At 52.4% G+C, this 18011-nt stretch carries 23 protein-coding genes; all 23 read right to left on the bottom strand.

Annotated features, from left to right (window positions below; genetic code table 11):
• Positions 1–3: 3 nt before the first annotated feature.
• Positions 4–306 (bottom strand): NADH-quinone oxidoreductase subunit NuoK, encoded by a 303-nt coding sequence (nuoK, locus tag ACFQ2I_RS00500; RefSeq protein WP_377561481.1) that lies wholly within the window; start codon positions 304–306, stop codon positions 4–6.
• A gap of 3 nt (positions 307–309) precedes the next feature.
• Positions 310–822: an NADH-quinone oxidoreductase subunit J gene (locus ACFQ2I_RS00495; protein ID WP_377561479.1), complete on the bottom strand. Its 513-nt coding sequence runs from the start codon at positions 820–822 to the stop codon at positions 310–312.
• Complete coding sequence (gene nuoI / locus ACFQ2I_RS00490; RefSeq protein ID WP_262676142.1) at positions 823–1272, bottom strand: NADH-quinone oxidoreductase subunit NuoI; 450 nt, start codon at positions 1270–1272, stop codon at positions 823–825.
• A 21-nt stretch (positions 1273–1293) separates the two neighbouring features.
• Positions 1294–2304 (bottom strand): NADH-quinone oxidoreductase subunit NuoH, encoded by a 1011-nt coding sequence (nuoH, locus tag ACFQ2I_RS00485; protein WP_377561477.1) that lies wholly within the window; start codon positions 2302–2304, stop codon positions 1294–1296.
• A complete protein-coding gene (locus ACFQ2I_RS00480; RefSeq protein WP_377561476.1) occupies positions 2304–3404 on the bottom strand; it encodes an NADH-quinone oxidoreductase subunit D in 1101 nt (366 codons plus the stop codon). The genes nuoH and ACFQ2I_RS00480 overlap by 1 nt, the downstream gene beginning before the upstream one ends.
• Before the next feature lie 6 nt (positions 3405–3410).
• Positions 3411–4052: an NADH-quinone oxidoreductase subunit C gene (locus ACFQ2I_RS00475; protein ID WP_377561475.1), complete on the bottom strand. Its 642-nt coding sequence runs from the start codon at positions 4050–4052 to the stop codon at positions 3411–3413.
• On the bottom strand, positions 4049–4567 hold the full coding sequence (locus ACFQ2I_RS00470) for a NuoB/complex I 20 kDa subunit family protein (RefSeq protein WP_377561474.1): 519 nt from the start codon (positions 4565–4567) through the stop codon (positions 4049–4051). The genes ACFQ2I_RS00475 and ACFQ2I_RS00470 overlap by 4 nt, the downstream gene beginning before the upstream one ends.
• Positions 4558–4923, bottom strand: coding sequence for an NADH-quinone oxidoreductase subunit A (locus tag ACFQ2I_RS00465; protein WP_377561473.1), 366 nt, complete (start codon positions 4921–4923; stop codon positions 4558–4560). The genes ACFQ2I_RS00470 and ACFQ2I_RS00465 overlap by 10 nt, the downstream gene beginning before the upstream one ends.
• Positions 4924–5042: 119 nt before the next feature.
• On the bottom strand, positions 5043–6203 hold the full coding sequence (locus ACFQ2I_RS00460; protein ID WP_377561472.1) for a GerAB/ArcD/ProY family transporter: 1161 nt from the start codon (positions 6201–6203) through the stop codon (positions 5043–5045).
• Complete coding sequence (locus ACFQ2I_RS00455) at positions 6200–6448, bottom strand: hypothetical protein (protein WP_377561471.1); 249 nt, start codon at positions 6446–6448, stop codon at positions 6200–6202. Before ACFQ2I_RS00455 ends, ACFQ2I_RS00460 begins: the two co-directional genes overlap by 4 nt.
• Positions 6449–6461: 13 nt before the next feature.
• Positions 6462–7667: a Ger(x)C family spore germination protein gene (locus ACFQ2I_RS00450; protein ID WP_377561469.1), complete on the bottom strand. Its 1206-nt coding sequence runs from the start codon at positions 7665–7667 to the stop codon at positions 6462–6464.
• Between the two features lie 32 nt (positions 7668–7699).
• Complete coding sequence (locus tag ACFQ2I_RS00445; RefSeq protein ID WP_377561468.1) at positions 7700–9214, bottom strand: spore germination protein; 1515 nt, start codon at positions 9212–9214, stop codon at positions 7700–7702.
• Between the two features lie 199 nt (positions 9215–9413).
• Complete coding sequence (locus tag ACFQ2I_RS00440) at positions 9414–9815, bottom strand: F0F1 ATP synthase subunit epsilon (RefSeq protein WP_377561467.1); 402 nt, start codon at positions 9813–9815, stop codon at positions 9414–9416.
• A gap of 24 nt (positions 9816–9839) precedes the next feature.
• Entirely contained in the window at positions 9840–11243 is a 1404-nt protein-coding gene (atpD, locus tag ACFQ2I_RS00435) for a F0F1 ATP synthase subunit beta (protein ID WP_377561466.1), read from the bottom strand.
• Positions 11244–11275: 32 nt separating this feature from the next.
• A complete protein-coding gene (gene atpG, locus ACFQ2I_RS00430) occupies positions 11276–12136 on the bottom strand; it encodes an ATP synthase F1 subunit gamma (protein ID WP_377561465.1) in 861 nt (286 codons plus the stop codon).
• 132 nt (positions 12137–12268) lie between these two features.
• On the bottom strand, positions 12269–13774 hold the full coding sequence (gene atpA / locus ACFQ2I_RS00425) for a F0F1 ATP synthase subunit alpha (RefSeq protein ID WP_377561464.1): 1506 nt from the start codon (positions 13772–13774) through the stop codon (positions 12269–12271).
• Positions 13775–13789: 15 nt separating this feature from the next.
• Positions 13790–14338, bottom strand: a complete 549-nt coding sequence (locus ACFQ2I_RS00420) for a F0F1 ATP synthase subunit delta (protein WP_377561462.1) — start codon at positions 14336–14338, stop codon at positions 13790–13792.
• Positions 14335–14817, bottom strand: coding sequence for a F0F1 ATP synthase subunit B (gene atpF / locus ACFQ2I_RS00415; RefSeq protein WP_377561461.1), 483 nt, complete (start codon positions 14815–14817; stop codon positions 14335–14337). The genes ACFQ2I_RS00420 and atpF overlap by 4 nt, the downstream gene beginning before the upstream one ends.
• A gap of 92 nt (positions 14818–14909) precedes the next feature.
• A complete protein-coding gene (gene atpE / locus ACFQ2I_RS00410) occupies positions 14910–15122 on the bottom strand; it encodes a F0F1 ATP synthase subunit C (RefSeq protein WP_087569495.1) in 213 nt (70 codons plus the stop codon).
• Between the two features lie 102 nt (positions 15123–15224).
• Entirely contained in the window at positions 15225–16025 is an 801-nt protein-coding gene (gene atpB / locus ACFQ2I_RS00405) for a F0F1 ATP synthase subunit A (RefSeq protein ID WP_377561460.1), read from the bottom strand.
• Positions 16026–16033: 8 nt separating this feature from the next.
• On the bottom strand, positions 16034–16414 hold the full coding sequence (locus ACFQ2I_RS00400) for an ATP synthase subunit I (RefSeq protein WP_377561459.1): 381 nt from the start codon (positions 16412–16414) through the stop codon (positions 16034–16036).
• Entirely contained in the window at positions 16407–16640 is a 234-nt protein-coding gene (locus tag ACFQ2I_RS00395; protein ID WP_377561457.1) for a hypothetical protein, read from the bottom strand. Before ACFQ2I_RS00395 ends, ACFQ2I_RS00400 begins: the two co-directional genes overlap by 8 nt.
• A 190-nt stretch (positions 16641–16830) precedes the next feature.
• Positions 16831–17979 carry a non-hydrolyzing UDP-N-acetylglucosamine 2-epimerase gene (wecB, locus tag ACFQ2I_RS00390; protein WP_377561456.1) on the bottom strand — a complete coding sequence of 383 codons (1149 nt, stop codon included), beginning with the start codon at positions 17977–17979 and terminating at the stop codon, positions 16831–16833.
• Between the last annotated feature and the right edge of the window lie 32 nt (positions 17980–18011).

Here is an 18011-nt window from a genome sequence, read left to right as displayed (position 1 = left end):
CCGTCACCCCCTCATCTTATCTAATTCATCCGCATTGACCGTACCTCGGGCACGGAACAATGCTATAAGAATCGCTACCGCGACGGCGGCTTCCGCCGCAGCTACTGTAATCGTGAAGATGGTGAATATTTGGCCCGTCAATGAAGGAACTACGCCGTACTTGGAGAAAGCGACCAGGTTCAAGTTAACTGCGTTCAGCATAAGCTCCAGTGACAGGAGCACGATGACCGCATTACGCTTGGCAAGCGCCCCGTAGAGCCCGATGCAGAACAGAATGGCGGCTAATGTCAGATAAGATGGCAGCACACCTTATTCCCCCTTCCTGGCCAGCACAATGGCACCGATAAAGGCGACCGTAAGCAGAATGGATACGAGCTCGAACGGCACGATATATTCGGTGAACAACAGCTCTCCAAGCGCCATCGTATTGTCTTCTCCCGGATGGAACTGGGCTGGCTGAGGGAAGGTGGTCGTACGGATAGCATAGAAGAGCAAGCCGAACAAGCTGAGCGCGCCGATGGCGATTAGCGTCTCGTACAATGGTCTGGGCCTTTCGCTGCCTTCTGAGCCGTGCTTCGTCATCATGATGCCGAATATCATGAGGATGGAGACGGCTCCCCCGTATATAAGCACCTGCACGAAGGCGACGAATTCCGCTTCCAGCAGCACATACATCGCGCCAAGGCCGATGAATACGACGGCCATGGAGACGACCATATGAACAACCTTCTCCAAGGTTACCATCAAAACCGCCCCGCCGATCATCAGAGCGGCGAAGATGAAGAAGGCGATCAGTTCACCCGACATCGTAAAGTTCAGCATTTATTTGGCGCCCCCTTTGCCCGGCGCTCCTATATTGTTATTATCCTCACGCACAAGCGTATTGTTGTCGGTTAGCCACTTGGCATCCTTATATAATTCATCGCGACTGTATGTCGCCAGCTCGAAGTGGTTCGTCATGACGATCGCTTCCGTCGGACAGACTTCCGTGCACAAGTCGCACAGAATGCAGATTTCAAAGTTGATATCGAACGTATCGATTACCTTACCCCGCTTCTCGGGATCCGGATTCGGCTTGCCCGTCAGCGTAATGCAGTCGGTAGGGCAGATGCGGGCGCATTGATTGCATACGATACACAGATCAGGTATGAAGTGCTGGATGCCTCTGAACCGGTCCGGCATATCCATAGGAACATCCGGATATTGGGTCGTCACTTTAGGCGCAGTCAAGGAGCCCAGCGTAACCCCCAATCCCTTCAGCATGCCTTTCATCGTCGTATTCCCCCTCTCGCCTTACTTCACAAACCATTCCACGAAAAAAGCCGTCAGAAATATATTCAGCAGCGCCAGCGGCAGCAGTACCTTCCATCCCAGGCTCATCAACTGATCCACACGAACGCGGGGGAAGGTCGCCCTGATCCAGAAGAGCGTGAAGACGACGCCGACGAACTTCACGAGAAACCAGATGATGCCAGGTACAAAGTCAAGAAAGGGCGCCGGCGCATGCCACCCTCCCAGAAATAAGACAGTCGTCAGCGCGGCAATGGCGTACACATACACATATTCCGAGAGCATGAAGAATGCAAATCGGAAGCCGCTATACTCCACATGATAGCCGGCGACCAGCTCTGATTCCGCTTCCGGCAGATCGAACGGCGTCCGGTTCAGCTCCGAGACGGCGGCAACGACAAAGACGGCGAACCCGATCATCTGAGGAACAAAGTTCCACTGCCAGAACCATCCGCTCTGCGCCGCCACGATGTCTCTCAGATTCAAGCTGCCGCTAAGCAGAATAACGCCAGTAACGGATATGACGAGCGGGACTTCGTAGCTGATCATCTGAGCGGCTGAGCGCATGCCGCCCAGCAGCGCGTACTTGTTGTTCGAAGCCCAGCCGCCGATGACGAACGCCATCGTCGAGATGCCCGATAGCGCTACATAATACAGCAAGCCCACATTCAGATCGGTGAAGTAAAGCTTCTCCGTATAAGGAATGACGGCAAGCACCATGAACGCGGGAACGAAAGCGAGCGCCGGCGCCAGCGTGAACAGGAGCCGGTCGGACTTGCGAGGCACCGTATCCTCCTTCACAAGCAGCTTCAATATATCCGCTACCGTCTGCAGCAGTCCCAGCGGACCGACCCGATTCGGGCCGATGCGCAGCTGCATCCATCCGATCACCTTGCGCTCATAGTAGATGGCATACGTTACGAAGCCCAGCACGATCAGAAGGAATACGACCGCCCATAACAATAAGATAATGGCATTATTCCAAGTCATAGCCTCTCCCAGCCAAGCACCCATCAGCAGTCCACCTCCCCGACCACAATATCAATGCCTCCCAGTATCGTTATGAGGTTCGTCATCGTCTCGCCTTCCAGCAGCTTCGGCAGAATGCCCAGATTGACGAAGGATGGACGCCGGAACTTGAGGCGGTACGGCTCCGCTTTCCCCTGCGAGACGATATGGCAGCCGATCTCGCCGCGCGGCGACTCGATCCGCACATACACCTCTCCGGCAGGTGGACGAATGACCCTGGGCACCTTGCCCATCGTCGGTCCCTCATCCGGAAATTGCTGAATCGCTTGCCGCAGGATGCGCAGACTCTGCGCAATCTCCGCCAGCCTGATCCGATACCGGTCATAGCAGTCGCCGACGCTGCCGGTCGGCACATCGAACTGAAAGCGGTCGTACAGACTGTACGGCTCGTTCTTGCGCAGATCCCAATTCACGCCCGTACAGCGGAGGTTCGCGCCTGACAGCCCATAATCGATCGCCGTCTCCGCGTCATACTTGCCAACTCCCCTAATTCTGGCCAGGAAGATCTCGTTGCCGGAGACAAGCCGGTCATATTCTTCCAGCTTCCCCTCCATATACGGAATGAACTCCTTCACCTTGTCTATCCAGCCGGGCGGAGCATCCCACTTGACGCCGCCTATGCGCATATAATTGTAGGTGAGCCGCGCTCCACACAGCTCGTTGAACAGATTAATAATCATCTCCCGGTCCCGGAAGGCGTACAGGAACGGGCTCATAGCGCCAATATCGAGCAGATAGGTGCCCCACCATACCAGATGGCTGGCTACCCGCTGCAGCTCCATGACGATCAGACGGAGGAATTCCGCTCGCTCCGGCACTTCCAGTCCCATCATCGTCTCCACCGCATGAACGAGCACATAATTGTTCGTCATCGCCGATACGTAGTCCATCCGGTCCGTATAAGGAATAATCTGCGTATAATTCAGACTCTCCGCCAGCTTCTCTGTCCCTCTATGCAGGTAGCCCATCACCGGCGTCGCTTCCTTGATGACCTCTCCATCCAGCTTGACGATAATGCGAAAGACGCCATGCGTACTTGGATGCTGAGGGCCTACGTTCAGCAACAGCTCTTCGGTTCGGATCATCTTCCCTTACACCTCCGGATCAAGCGGTATGTAATCCTTGCGCAGCGGATGTCCGTCCCAATCATCCGGCATCATAATGCGCCTCAGATCGGGATGCCCCGGGAAGTCTATGCCCAGCAGATCGAAGATTTCCCGTTCATTCCAATTGGCTGCCGACCATAGCGGAGTGACGGACGGGATGGACGGCGCCGTCCGATCCGTCTTCACCTTCACTGCGCAATCCCGTCCGCTATCCAGAGACAGAAGACAATAGACAACCTCCAGATGGGACTCATAATCGACGCCGGACACATTGCGGAGATAACGATAATTCATATCCCCGTGCTCCTTGAGCAGACGCGCCGCTTCCGGCCAGTGCCCGCTCCGCACTTCGACGATCGGCATATCGCCGTTCAGCTGATTAATGCCAGCCTCTACGACGGCTTCTTCACCGATCTCCCGCTTCAGCAGCGCTACAATCCCGTCCAGCTCGCCTTGCCTTGGCGACGGCGGCTTAGACTCCGGCTCTTGCGCTTCCGCTTCGGAAGCAGCAGCCTTGGCCGCGGCACGTGCAGCTCTGGCTTCCGCCGCAGCCTTGCGCTTCGCCTCGCGCTCCTCGTCGGAAGAAGCGGCTGAGCCGCCTTGCGCCTTATTCTGGTCGTCGCTCATCCCTCCGTCACCCGCTTCCCGGTCTTGGCTTCGTAACGAATCTTCTCCTGCAGCTTGTTGATGCCGTATATGAGCGCTGCGGGATTGGGCGGGCAGCCCGGTATGTATACATCGACGGGTACGATCTGATCGACGCCTTTCACGACCGCGTATGACTTCACATACGGACCGCCCGCCGTCGCGCATGAGCCCATCGCGATGACCCACTTCGGCTCCGGCATCTGATCATAGAGACGGCGGAGCAGAGGGGCCATCTTCTTCGTAACGGTGCCGGAGACGATCATGACGTCGGACTGGCGCGGAGAAGTGCGGAACATGACGCCGAACCGGTCCAGATCGTAATGGGACGCCCCCGTCCCCATCATCTCAATCGCACAACAGGCCAGACCGAACGTTAACGGCCACAGCGAATTGCTTCTCGCCCAAGCCTTCAATTGCTCCAGCGTGCCCATGAATACATTGCGCTCCAGCTCCTTACGCTCCTCCAGCGAGATGGATTCCAGATTCAATTCCACTTGAGCACCCCTTTCTTCCAGGCATACAGCAGTCCCAGCAGCAGCAGTCCCGTGAAGATGATCATCTCGACCAGCACAAAAAGGCCGAGCTTCTGGTACGCTACGGCCCACGGGTATAAGAATACGGTTTCCACATCAAAAATAACAAACATTAAAGCAAAATGATAATATCGAATGTTGAAACGGACTTGACCTTCCCCTACAGGTTCGTTACCGCTCTCGTAAGTGCTCGCTTTCGGCTCTGTCGGCTTATGGGGACGAAGCAGCCTGCCGATGGTCAATGCCACCACAGGCAGCAATATCCCAAGTCCTCCGAAAATGGCGACAACGACGTAGTTATTGACGTAGTTCTCCACACAATCGCCTCCGTAAAACGAATTCGATGCAGAATACTCTACGATGTCCAACAGTCCTCACAATTATAACAAAAGCTTCCACTTCAGTCTATGAAAGAGTTATCATTCTAAACACAGTTCTAAGACCTTGTTCGATTCGCCACTTCTGACGGAAATGCCCCCCTTTCTTCGCTCCTGGCTCCTCTTGCCCACGCGATGAGCAATAACACCAGCGGCATAATTACACCCTGTCCTACGCTGTATATCGTCCATATATCCATCGCAAATATCGTGCTTTGGACGCTGTTGCGATAGACCATGATCGACAGCGGCACAATAAACAGCCCTAACGGCACAACTAGCGGGCGATAAGTACGCAAATGAAGAAATTGTCCAAGCAATACCGTCACAGTATAGAAGGACAGCAGCAGCTTCATGAATACGGTCCCAATCCATACGACCGCGAACAAAATTTCAACACGCACTAAAATATCTTCAATATTGATCGCCTTCACCATCTCGTATACCGCATACGGACTGCGTACGGTCTCGGATACGCCCAGCACGGCAATCAGCATAACCACATTGACCGTGCTGATGCCTCCATTAACTGCCACCGCCGCAGCAAGCTTCGCATAGAGCTTGCTTCTCTCTTCCGTCTGAACCAGCGGCAGCAGCACCGTCAGAAAGACGCATTCGGCTACGGGGAAGCCCAATACGGGATACATGCCTTTCATCGCTTGCAGAATCCCTTCACCCATTACGGGAAGGAAATGTCCGCCGTACATTTGATTGAATAACGCCACCGAAATGATGAAGACCACTATCAGCGTCCACCCGAACAAGATATCTCCCGTTCTGCCAATCGTCTCTATTCCTAGATAAGCGCCATAGACAATGACCAGCATAAATGTTCCGCTGAGAAACCATTCCGGAGTCTGTGGAAATACGGATTTGCCAATAAAATCGGACATATTGCGCAGCACGAGCGCACACAACATAGAAAAATAAAAGATGTAAGTAGCCGTGACGACTTTACCTAGCCATGTACCTAGTATATGTTGGCTGTATTGGGCTAATGAAAGATTCGGAAAGCGATTGGCAAGCGCTAGGTAAATCAGGATGATGAAATAGTGAAGCGGAATGATAAGCAGCATGGACAACCAGCTATCCTGTCTGGCAATCTGCACCACCGCAGTCGGAACGATCAGCGCAGCGCTTCCCAGCGAGAACAGATAGAGCAGTTTGCCCAATTGACCTGCGCCAATTTTTCCGTTGACGCCGCTTTGCATATCTTTCATCCTGTGCTCCCCCCCTTGATCCACGCAATGACCGGCTTATAGATTGGCGCAACGATGACGGATATCCAATCTGCCGGTGATACCATGGGAATGTGGAGCAGGAGCGCCATGCTGAGACATGCCGCCAACCATAGCAGCACGATGCTCCATACCACTTCCCGAATAAGCTTCTTCTGTTCGTAATTCCACCACAAGGCGATGGACAAGAGGAGAGCGCAAATGAAGACAAGCAAGACGTTCATCATGTCACCCCTCCCTCTATTGAGGTATCGTGTCGGACCGGACACCGGTCGAGATAATCTCGCTAATGCATTTCACACGGCTGGGCACATCGGGAAATACATGCTCCCAATCTCTATACAATTGTTTCCACAATTTGGGCTGATAGTGGTAGGTTGCCACTCCCCAGCCCAGCGCGTCCGCCCTCAATTCCTTCTGCACTTTGCTTATGGCATTCATGATTTCCGCTTCCACCGTTTCGTCCAGCTTTTTTTCCATCTGACGCAGTACCGTTTCATCATGAACATGCATGTCCGGACATACCACTTCATGCATAGCGGCTTTCAGGCGCACTTCAACCTCTATAAGCGGAAGTCCGTTGTCTCCCTTTCGCGCCTTTATTTTCGTAGCGGACTTAATGACCTCGATAATGTAATGCCCTTGATGTTTTCGGCACCCTTGCTTAACCGCTGTATTTTTGATTTTGTTCTGAATCCAGGCCAATCCTCTGGATTGTTCGGGTGTCAAATAACCTCTTAACTTCCCCTTATGAAAGACAGCCATCGCTTTCAATTCCGGTTTTACTTTCATGCTGATGACGTCGACGCTATTCTTGGAATTGCCTGCATCGGCCAGACCGTCAATCCCGATTACGGGTACTGCTGCCTGCATGCCTGCCGACTCCGACAGATGCGCAATATCCCGTACTTGCACATTATACGTCTTGCCGTAGATCTTCTGATTAATAACGACTGAATCCCTCATCTGATTGGCTGGAATAGATTCCATCTGGGTCTGAATCTGCAGCAGTTGCTCCGCATGCATCCCTCGGGTAATCATCACGCTAATATCAGATCGTACGTTGCTGTTGCGTTCAATCAGATCCATGATGGGATAGATGCCTTCCCGCGCCACTTCCTCGCTGATGATCAGAAGCTGAGTATGCGAGAAATACAATCGCCGTGACGTTTTCGCCGACATTTTCCTCATTGCTTCGAACAAAGTATCCCCTGTATCGGACAGCGTCATAACGGGACTGCCGTCGCCGCCTTTCACCCCTACCGCATTCTGGGGCAACACCGTCTGCACAGTTATCTTGAAGCGATGCTTGCCGGAATGATCTTTGTCGACGCCAATCGCCATCACAACGCCCAGCTTGTCCAGATACTGAATATCCCAGCAGCCTGTCGCCGCGAGCATAATCGACATCGCAACAAAACTTACAGCCAGTAACCGTGGCACCATAACTTGCTCCTCCTCTACCCGTCAACGAATAACTATTGAGACGGTTCATCTCTTGGCTCCGGCCGGCTGTCTTGGCGGGTATGATTACGCTCCGCAAGCTGGTGCGGCCGCTGCTTGAACATCCAGATCGGCGCTCGGATCAGAGAATCCTTCATGTCTCTCCAGTTAAACGGTGCGAATGGCTTCAAGTAAGGCAAGCCGAATGAGCGCAAGTTGCTAAGATGCAGCAGCAGCAAGAGCACGACAAGCGCTATGCCGTAGAAGCCAAGCGTAGAAGCGGCCAACAAGAGAATGAAGCGAAGCAAGCGCGCCGCGATGCCCAAGCTGTATACCGGTGCGACGAAGCTGGCAATAGCCGTGAACGAGACGACGATTACGACAGCCGACGACACGATACCAGCCTCTACAACGGATTGCCCGATGACAAGACCTCCGACGATAGGCACCGCGTTACCCGCGTTGCCTGGCATTCTGAGCACAGCTTCCCGCAATATCTCGAATACGAACTCCATAAAGAAGGCCTCCAGATAAGCCGGGAACGGGACGCCTTCCCGCTGCGCAGCTAGCTTGAGCAATAGCGGGGTCGGAATCATCTCCTGATGATAACCAACGATCGCAACATAGATTGATGGCATTAGCAATGCGATGACGAAGGACACGAACCGCAGCATTCTAAGGAATGTGGCCATCTGGTAATTGTGATAATAATCTTCGGCAGCCTGGAAGAAGGCGTTCAACGTCGTCGGCACAACCAGCACGAACGGTGTTCCTTCTATTAGTATTGCTACTCTTCCCTCCAACAGATAAGAGACAATCACATCGGGCCGCTCGTTATTTATAATGGTGGGGAATGGCGTCCACTTCTGATCGCTAATCAACTCTTCGATATAACCGGATTCCAGAATGCCATCAATATGAATGCAGTCCAGCCGATAGCGCAGTTCTTTCAGCACCCCCTCATCGGCCAAATCTTTCATGTACATGATACCGACCGGGGTCTGGGTCACCTTCCCGATTGTCTTCCTCTCCAGCCATAGCCTGGGACTCCGAATCTTCCGTCTGATCAGCGCCGTATTATCCAGCAGCGTCTCTGTGAATCCTTCTCTGGGGCCTCTCAGTGCCTGTTCCGTCCTGGGTTCCTGCATATTGCGCTTTACCCCGCCTGCCGTACCTGCTGACAAGGTGTGCGTACAGCCGTCAATGAGAATAACGGTATTGCCCGCGAGAAGTTGTTGAAACAATTGCTTGAAGTGGGAGATGACCGTTACAGCTCCGGTTGCCAGCAGCTTATTGCGTATCTGCTCCATCCGTTCCTGAGCAGAAGCGCTGCCGGAAACGTTCAACAGCGGCTTGATGACAAATTCGTCCAGTTGGGATTCATCGACCATATTCTCCATGTAGACAATGGCAATGCTATCCGAATTCATCCCACCCGAACAGGATAACCGCCTGGTATTGAGATCGGCGCTGTTCCCGAGTTCGGAGCCGATGGCATCCAGCATCTCCAGAAGCGAGCTTTTTATGGGTATCTTTTCATAATCCTTCAACTGCTCCTGCTCAATCTGTTCTTCTTTTATTGAACGACGCAGTTGTTTTTGACTCCGCAGGGAATTTCACCTCCTTTTCCTTCCATAATATCCACTATCGTCCCACTGAAGGAGCAGATTTATGCGCTTAGGCGCCTATATAGAAAAAAAGCCGTCAGCACCCAGATGGGCACTGACGGCTTTTTTTCACTTTTTTTGCTTATACACGCTGCTTCACGTTCAGACGATTCATCGCACGCTGCAGAGACATCTCTGCGCGGCGGAAGTCGACTTCGTCCCGCTGCGCGTTCAGACGCTGCTCTGCGCGCTGCTTGGCAGCCTGCGCACGCTCGACGTTAATGTCCCCCGGGAGCTCTGCGCTTTCCGCGAGAATCACAATTTTGTCCTTGCGAACCTCGATGAAGCCGCCGTTAACAGCGATTACATCGGTCTTGCCATCACGCTTGATCGTTACGGGAGCAATGCGAAGCGGCGTCACGAGTGGAATATGATTCGGCATGATGCCAAGCTCACCTTCCACTCCGGTTACGCTAACCATGTTCGCTGTCTCCTCGTACACCTTGCGTTCAGGCGTTACGATTTCTACCAGAAAGGTACTCATGTGGATTCCTCCCGCCTTTCGCTATTAAAGCGTATTGGCTTTCTCCACGGCTTCTTCAATGACACCTACATAACGGAAAGCTTCTTCCGGCAGGTGGTCATATTTGCCCTCGAGAATTTCTTTAAAGCTGCGAACGGACTCTTTAACCGGCACGTATTTGCCTGGTGTGCCTGTGAAAGGCTCGGCAACGTGGAACGGCTGGGACAGGAACAACTGAATGCGGCGAGCGCGGGCAACAGTAAGCTTGTCTTCCTCGCTCAGCTCATCCATACCCAGAATCGCGATAATATCTTGAAGCTCCTTGTAGCGCTGAAGAATCTTCTTCACGCCTTGAGCGACATTGTAATGCTCTTCACCCAGAACTTCCGGGTTCAGGATACGAGATGAAGACGCCAACGGGTCAACCGCCGGGAAGATACCCATCTCGGAAATTTTACGCTCCAGGTTCGTCGTCGCGTCCAAGTGAGCGAACGTCGTTGCCGGAGCCGGATCCGTATAGTCATCCGCAGGAACGTAGATCGCCTGAATAGACGTAACAGAGCCTTTCTTCGTGGAGGTGATACGCTCTTGCAGCTGACCCATCTCCGTTGCCAGCGTAGGCTGGTAACCGACGGCCGAAGGCATACGGCCGAGAAGCGCGGATACCTCGGAGCCCGCTTGCGTGAAGCGGAAGATGTTGTCGACGAACAGAAGCACGTCTTTGCCCTCTTCGTCACGGAAGAATTCCGCCATGGTCAGACCCGTCAGAGCAACACGCTGACGCGCGCCCGGCGGCTCATTCATCTGACCGAATACCATCGCTGTCTTGCTAAGAACGCCGGAGTCCTTCATCTCATGGTACAGGTCGTTACCCTCACGGGTACGCTCGCCTACACCCGCGAATACGGAGATACCGCCGTGCTCTTGCGCGATGTTATTGATCAATTCCTGAATCGTAACGGTTTTACCTACACCCGCACCGCCGAACAGACCGATCTTGCCGCCTTTGGCATATGGAGCAAGCAAGTCGATGACTTTAATGCCTGTCTCAAGAATTTCTGCTTGTGTGGATAGTTCATCGAATGTCGGTGCCGGACGGTGAATCGGGAGATTATTCTCCGATGTCACATCGCCAGCTTCGTCGATGGGTTGTCCAAGTACGTTGAATACACGACCTAGAGTCGGCGTTCCAACCGGGATCGTAATCGCTGCGCCAGTATCTACAGCTTCCATACCGCGAACGAGACCGTCGGTTGTGCTCATCGCAACCGCGCGAACCATGTTGTCGCCAAGGTGAACGGCTACTTCAAGCGTAAGGTTGATGTCTACTCCGCCAGCTGTAGCCTTCTGATCGATTTTGACAGCGTTCAGAATTTCCGGCAGATTGCCGCGTTCGAACTCTAAGTCAACGACCGGACCCATGACGGATACAACGCGTCCTTTTTTCATTGCTTTCCCTCCTGGTTCCTTCTTATATAAAATTACGATTGTGCATTGGCTCCTGCAACAATCTCCGAAATTTCCTGCGTGATCGCAGCTTGACGCGCACGGTTATAAGTGAGCGTAAGTCCGTTGATCATCTTCGTCGCATTCTTCGTTGCGCTTCCCATGGCTGTCATTCGCGCACCGAATTCACTAGCCTTTCCATCCAGTACCGCGCTGTAGATTAAAGTCTCTGCGTACTTCGGCAGCAACACTTCCAGCACGCCTTCTGCTGATGGCTCGTATTCGTAGGTGATTGCCGTCGCGCCTTCATCCATTGCTTCAAGCGGAAGCAAGCGAGATTCCGTAGGAATTTGTGAAATCGCGTTGACGAATTGATTATAGTACAAATACAGCTCATCGTAAGCGCCATCTGCAAATTTCTGCACCGCCGCCGCAGCCACTGTCTTCACATCAGCGAACGTCGGCGAGTCCGATAGACCGATTACTTCTTCGACGATCGGCATATTACGGCGACGGAAGAAATCACGGCCCTTCCGGCCAATGACGAATAAGGCATATTCATCGGCAGACTTATGCTTTGCATTGATGGTATTCATCACTTTACGCAAAATATTCGCATTGTAACCACCTGCAAGACCGCGATCAGAAGTGATAACCAGATAACCGGTCTTCTTGACTGGGCGAGTCTCCAGCATGGGATGCTTCATATCATTCCTGCCGGAAGCGATGCTCGATACAACTTCCTTCAGCTTGTCGGCGTAAGGTCTTGCCGCTTGCGCAGCGCCTTGAGCCTTCCTCAGCTTGGATGCCGCGACCATCTCCATCGCTTTCGTGATCTGCTTTGTGTTCTGTTTGCTCTTTATCTCGCGCTTAATATCACGCATGTTCGTTGCCACTTTTATTTCACCCGCCTTCGATGCTTGGATGATTCCGAAGCTTGGTAAGGGGCCTACGCCCGGTCAAGAGCGGATGGGCGTAGACATCATTGACCCTATGGTCATTACGTTGGTGTATAGCTTGCTTCGTCTTTAAGCGAAGCTTCTCTTGAATTGATGGATAGCGTCAACGAGAGCTTTCTCATTGTCAGCGACTAGATCCTTCGTATCGCGGATGGAAGCGCCGATCTCCGGCTTGTTCGTATCCAGATATGCCAGGAAATCTCTCTCGAAGCGGAGGATATCTTCAATCGCAATGTCGTCCAGATGGCCCTTAACTGCTGTATAGATAGAGATGACCTGCTTCTCAACCGGCATCGGCTGATTCACGCCTTGCTTCAGGATTTCCATCGTGCGCGCACCGCGGTTCAGACGGGATTGCGTCGACTTGTCCAGATCGGAGCCGAACTGCGCGAACGCTTGAAGCTCACGATAAGCCGCAAGGTCAAGACGGAGCGTACCGGCAACCTTCTTCATCGCCTTGATCTGCGCAGAGCCGCCGACCCGGGATACGGAGATACCTACGTTAACCGCAGGACGCTGACCGGAGTAGAACAGATCCGACTCCAGGAAGATCTGACCGTCTGTAATGGAGATAACGTTCGTCGGAATGTACGCCGACACGTCGGATGCTTGCGTCTCGATGAACGGCAGAGCCGTCAGAGAGCCGCCGCCCAGCTTGTCGCTCAGCTTCGCAGCGCGCTCCAGCAGGCGGGAGTGAAGATAGAAGACATCGCCCGGATAAGCTTCACGGCCCGGAGGACGACGGAGCAATAGCGACAGCTCGCGGTAAGCGGCTGCTTGCTTCGACAAGTCGTCGTATATAACGAGGACATGCTCGCCCTTGTACATGAAGTACTCGCCCATGGAGCAGCCTGCATACGGAGCCAGGAACAGCAATGGGGACGGTTCCGAAGCACTTGCCGTTACAACGATTGTATATTCCATAGCGCCATGGCGGCGAAGCGTCTCAACTACGTTAGCTACAGTGGATTGCTTCTGACCTACAGCAACGTAGATACACTTCACGCCATTGCCCTTCTGGTTGATAATTGCGTCAATCGCAATCGCAGTCTTACCCGTCTGACGGTCACCGATAATCAGCTCACGCTGACCGCGGCCGATCGGAACCATGGAGTCAATTGCCTTGATACCTGTCTGCATCGGCTCGTGAACGGATTTACGATCGATAACGCCCGGAGCAGGAGACTCGATTGCACGAGTCTGCGTCGTATGAATAGGGCCCTTGCCGTCAAGCGGCTGTCCCAGCGGGTCAACAACCCGGCCGAGCAGTTCTTCACCGACTGGCACTTCCATGATACGGCCTGTCCGCTTCACTTGGTCGCCTTCACGAATGTCTGTATAAGGACCAAGGATAACGACACCGACATTGCTCTCTTCAAGGTTAAGAGCCATGCCCACTACACCGTTCGCGAACTCGAGCAGCTCGCCTTGCATCGCGTTCTCGATGCCGTGTACACGGGCAATACCGTCGCCGACGTTGATAACTGTGCCGACATCCACGACTTGAATCTCGGATTTATATTGTTCAATCTGCTGTTTAATCAGCGTGCTTATTTCATCAGGTCTGATACTCAATTCGTTCACCCCTATCTACAGTGCTTTGGAATTTAACGTCTTTGACAAACGATCCAACTTGCCGGAGAGACTGCCGTCGTACAGACGGTCTCCAATACGAACCTGCAGCCCGCCCAGCAACGCCGGCTCGACGATTTGCTCTGCAATAATTTTCTTTCCTGTCACACCGCTGAAGTGAGCCGCAACGCCTGCAAGCTCGTCATCGGACAGTTGCTTGGCCGTATAGACAATCGCGTACGCTTGGCCGAGCGAGTCGCCGGCAATCTTCGTATACGCTTCATATACTTCGCCAATAATCGTCTGACGCCCGCGGGAGATGACTAACTGCAGCGTATCGAACACGAGCGGGGATACCGCTTCACCGAATGATGCTTTCAGCGCGGCAATCTTGCCCACTGGCGCCACGCTGGGCAAGGACAGGAACTTCTCGATGGAAGAATCGCGTTGAAGCGTCTCGGCGATCAGCTTTAGCTCCGCTTCCACTTCCGATACTTTGCCGCCTTCCGATGCCAGCTCGAACAACGCTTTAGCGTAGCGCTTCGCTACGACCGCATCCCGGCTCATTTGCTTCCTACCTCTTTCAGGTACTTGTCAACAAGCTGCTCTTGCGACTTCTCATCCACTTGCTTCTCGATAATTTTGGAAGCGATCTGCACGGAGATACCGCCCACCTCGGAACGAAGAGCGGCAATCGCCTTGTTCTTTTCGCTTTCGATATCCTTAAGCGCGTCGCCCTTCAGACGATTAGCTTCCGACTTCGCGGATTCTACAATGTCTTCGGCTTGCTTGGAGCTTGTCACTCTAGCTTGCTCAAGAATCTGATGCGCTTCCTTACGAGCCTGTTCCAGTGCCGCTTTCTGTTCTGCCATCGAAGCCTCTGCTTGCTTACGGCTGGAATCAGCTGTGTTCATTTGCTCCAGGATCAATTGTCTGCGCTTCTCCATTACCCCGAACAACGGACCGAATGCCCATTTATTTAACGCTAAATACAACAGAACAAAAGCGATAATGGTGATAATTGTATTCGAAAACACGATTTCCATAGCTGCACTCCTTTCATAACCGGTTTATCCCCTTATAATCAAAACAAAGGCGAAGAGGGCTAGGCCATCCCCGCCTATTCGAGTGATTTGGATTAGCTGAAGAACGCCAAGAAGCCAATAACAACGCCAATGATTGGCACAACCTCAACAATACCGGCACCGATGAACATTGTCGTTTGAAGAGCGGATTTTTGCTCAGGCTGACGAGCGATACCTTCTACCGTCTTACTTACGATCATACCATTACCGATACCCGCGCCGATCGCGCCCAAACCTACTGCAATTGCTGCTGCTAATACTTCCATTGATTAACTCCTCCTCAAAATAGTGTATATTTATCTTGAACTGCAAGAATATATCTTCGGATCAAGAGCTTCACGCTTCAATCCAAAGCGTAATTCTAATACTCATGCTTTCGCATGTTCTACCCCTGCTTTAACAGGCTCTACCTCTTCATGATCATCATGGATGGTCGCTTGAGAGATGTACACCATAGTCAAAACCGTGAACAAGAAGGCTTGAATGGCGCCAACGAAAATACTGAAACCTTGCCATGCCATCATAAACGGAATCCCGATATAACTGAGTTTCAAAATTGTTGAAATCAGTATCTCGCCCGCCAGAATGTTAGCGTATAGACGCAGAGCAAGCGTAAGCGGTTTAGCAAGCGTCTCAATAACGTTCACGGGAAAAAACACAGGATACGGGTGCAAATAGTGTTGGAAATAGTGTTTGCGGTTCAGCTTAATGCCCAGGTAATGGACAAGGACAAACACAACAATAGCCAAACCTGCCGTCACACCCAAATCTGCTGTAGGCGATTTCCACCAAGCGATATGCGCGGTTCCGCCATGGTCAGCCAAATATTGTTCCGTAACGCCTATCCACGGATACGGCTGAGTTGCATCTGTTACAACCATAAAAGGCAGTCCTAGCAAATTGGATATGAATATGAACATAATCAGCGTCATACCCAACGAAATATACGCCTTCGCTTTTTGGACTGGCATAGAGCTCGCAATCGTTGAATGAATAAATTCAACTACCCACTCCATAAAGTTCTGCATCTTGGACGGATTATCCACTGACAAATTCCGCACTGCAAGTCTTGCGATTACAAAGGTAATGGTTACCGATACAAGAATCGCAATAATCGCAGACAAGTCAAAATCAATGCCCATGATGTTAACTATAGGAAACAAATGCATGTACAGTATCACCCCTTTCCATTGTTTTCCTTAATCGTGTGTCTGATCGCCGCCGCTAATATAAGAAACGGCATGACCATACTGCCGATAAGCGCTGCAGGCAAACTCATGACCTCCGGGTACCGATAAGCGATCATGGCCAGCAACAATACCATTGCAATTCGGTTACCAAATCCCAAACTGCGCCGTTTGCGCTTTTCGCTCAGCGCGGCATCTGTTACCAATGCAATCCTTCGCCTCAATAAAAACGCATTCATTGCACTGGCGGCCAAACCCGCTAGCAAGCCCATTGATACGGTCTTCCAATCCGGAACTGCTGCCCATAACACAAGGCATGCCAACATGAGAAAGAACAGCAAGCGCATAGCCGATCTCAGGATGTTATCCATCGGAGTTCTCCAACACCTTCCTGACGATCAGGATAGCCGAGATAATGCCGGCAGCCAAGCCAATGAGCATGCCGACGATCTTCCCGGCATTCGCATCGCCCATGGATTCTCCAGCTCTTGATCCAAGCCAATAACCTATGAAAATACAAATGCCGACATCCATGCCAAGCGCTCCGACAAGTGCCGCAGCCTTCCATGGATTATCTCCTTTGTTACTCTCATTCATGGCCATTACCCCTGTCAATCCTCATATATTTTATCGAAGCGGCGCAAGGTTTGTCAATTGAAATCCGATAGCAAATTGCTAGTATAACATCCCATAAATCCTTGTTCCACAAGGATTCCCAGACCCGCGAAACCATACAGTAGCACTGTACACTGTACATTCTGCAGCTTGCGCCCCAATCTGATGGCAACTATGAACGTTCTGTGAACGAATCAGGTCTTGTCCCCGTTCTTCCAAAATGATGCAGAATGGCGTCGACTATGCGCTCTGATGCCCGTCCGTCGCCATAAGGATTCGCAGCCTGGCTCATCCGACAGTATAGCGACGTGTCGGTTAGCAGTGCCTTCGTACGCTCATATACGCGTGCCTCATCCGTCCCGACCAACTCCAGCGTGCCAGCCTCGATGCCCTCCGGTCGTTCCGTCGTATCCCGTAATACCAGGGTAGGGACGCCGAAGGAGGGCGCTTCCTCCTGCAAACCGCCGGAATCGGTCAAGATCATATAGGCGTGCGGATAGAAATTATGGAACTGAAATACATCAGGCGGCTCGATCAGCGAGATCCGAGGATGATTGCCCAGTATCTCTTCAGCCGGTTCGCGCACAGCAGGATTAAGGTGGACGGCATAGACAATCGCGACGTCTTCATGTTCATCCGCAATCCGCTTCACCGCTTGAAAGATGTTACGGTGCGGCTCGCCTAGCGATTCGCGACGGTGAGCGGTCATCAGAATCATCCGCTTGCCACGCGCCCAATCAAGCACAGGGTGAGTGAAAGACTCATCCACTGTATACTGAAATACATCCGTGGCGGTATTGCCCGTCACATAGATAGTCTCTTCGGACTTGTTCTCCTTGCGCAGATTGCCCGCCGACCAGCCCGTAGGCGCGAAATGAATATCTGAAAGCACACCGGCCAGCTGGCGATTCATCTCCTCCGGATAAGGCGACATCTTGTTCCATGTGCGCAGTCCCGCCTCTACATGACCGACCTTGATCCCCTTCAGGAACGCCGCATAGCTCGCCAGGAACGTCGTCTGCGTATCGCCGTGCACAAGAACGATATCCGGCCTCGCCTCCTCCAGGATCGGCTCCAGACCTTGCAGCACCTTAACGGTTGTCTCCGTGAGCGTCTGACGTTGCTTCATGACATCCAGATCGTAATCCGGCTGGATTTCGAAAAATTCCAGAACCTGATCCAGCATTTGTCGATGTTGAGCTGTTACGCATACGATCGATTGGATATCTTCTTCACGCTTCTGCAGCTCCAGCACAAGCGGCGCCATCTTGATCGCTTCCGGCCTGGTGCCAAATATCGTCATTACCTTCAACTTAGACACGAATCTCCCACTCCCACTTCTATAATTCGGAT

It is taken from the genome of Paenibacillus chungangensis, from assembly GCF_042675905.1.
In the GTDB taxonomy this organism is placed as follows: Bacteria; Bacillota; Bacilli; order Paenibacillales; family Paenibacillaceae; genus Pristimantibacillus; species Pristimantibacillus chungangensis.
The sequence above is the reverse complement of the archived record's forward strand: the minus strand, read 5'-3'. Positions and strand labels throughout refer to the sequence as shown.

Coding starts and splice junctions, on each gene's coding strand:
- atpD (WP_377561466.1), bottom strand. CDS start 11,243: ATGAAAAAAGGACGCGTTGTATCCGTCATGGGTCCGGTCGTTGACTTA.
- nuoI (WP_262676142.1), bottom strand. CDS start 1,272: ATGAAAGGCATGCTGAAGGGATTGGGGGTTACGCTGGGCTCCTTGACT.
- atpB (WP_377561460.1), bottom strand. CDS start 16,025: ATGCATTTGTTTCCTATAGTTAACATCATGGGCATTGATTTTGACTTG.
- ACFQ2I_RS00400 (WP_377561459.1), bottom strand. CDS start 16,414: ATGGATAACATCCTGAGATCGGCTATGCGCTTGCTGTTCTTTCTCATG.
- ACFQ2I_RS00420 (WP_377561462.1), bottom strand. CDS start 14,338: ATGAGCCGGGATGCGGTCGTAGCGAAGCGCTACGCTAAAGCGTTGTTC.
- nuoH (WP_377561477.1), bottom strand. CDS start 2,304: ATGGGTGCTTGGCTGGGAGAGGCTATGACTTGGAATAATGCCATTATC.
- ACFQ2I_RS00450 (WP_377561469.1), bottom strand. CDS start 7,667: ATGGTGCCACGGTTACTGGCTGTAAGTTTTGTTGCGATGTCGATTATG.
- ACFQ2I_RS00395 (WP_377561457.1), bottom strand. CDS start 16,640: ATGAATGAGAGTAACAAAGGAGATAATCCATGGAAGGCTGCGGCACTT.
- atpE (WP_087569495.1), bottom strand. CDS start 15,122: ATGGAAGTATTAGCAGCAGCAATTGCAGTAGGTTTGGGCGCGATCGGC.
- ACFQ2I_RS00455 (WP_377561471.1), bottom strand. CDS start 6,448: ATGATGAACGTCTTGCTTGTCTTCATTTGCGCTCTCCTCTTGTCCATC.
- ACFQ2I_RS00475 (WP_377561475.1), bottom strand. CDS start 4,052: ATGAGCGACGACCAGAATAAGGCGCAAGGCGGCTCAGCCGCTTCTTCC.
- ACFQ2I_RS00440 (WP_377561467.1), bottom strand. CDS start 9,815: ATGAGTACCTTTCTGGTAGAAATCGTAACGCCTGAACGCAAGGTGTAC.
- atpF (WP_377561461.1), bottom strand. CDS start 14,817: ATGGAAATCGTGTTTTCGAATACAATTATCACCATTATCGCTTTTGTT.
- ACFQ2I_RS00460 (WP_377561472.1), bottom strand. CDS start 6,203: ATGAAAGATATGCAAAGCGGCGTCAACGGAAAAATTGGCGCAGGTCAA.
- ACFQ2I_RS00480 (WP_377561476.1), bottom strand. CDS start 3,404: ATGATCCGAACCGAAGAGCTGTTGCTGAACGTAGGCCCTCAGCATCCA.
- ACFQ2I_RS00495 (WP_377561479.1), bottom strand. CDS start 822: ATGCTGAACTTTACGATGTCGGGTGAACTGATCGCCTTCTTCATCTTC.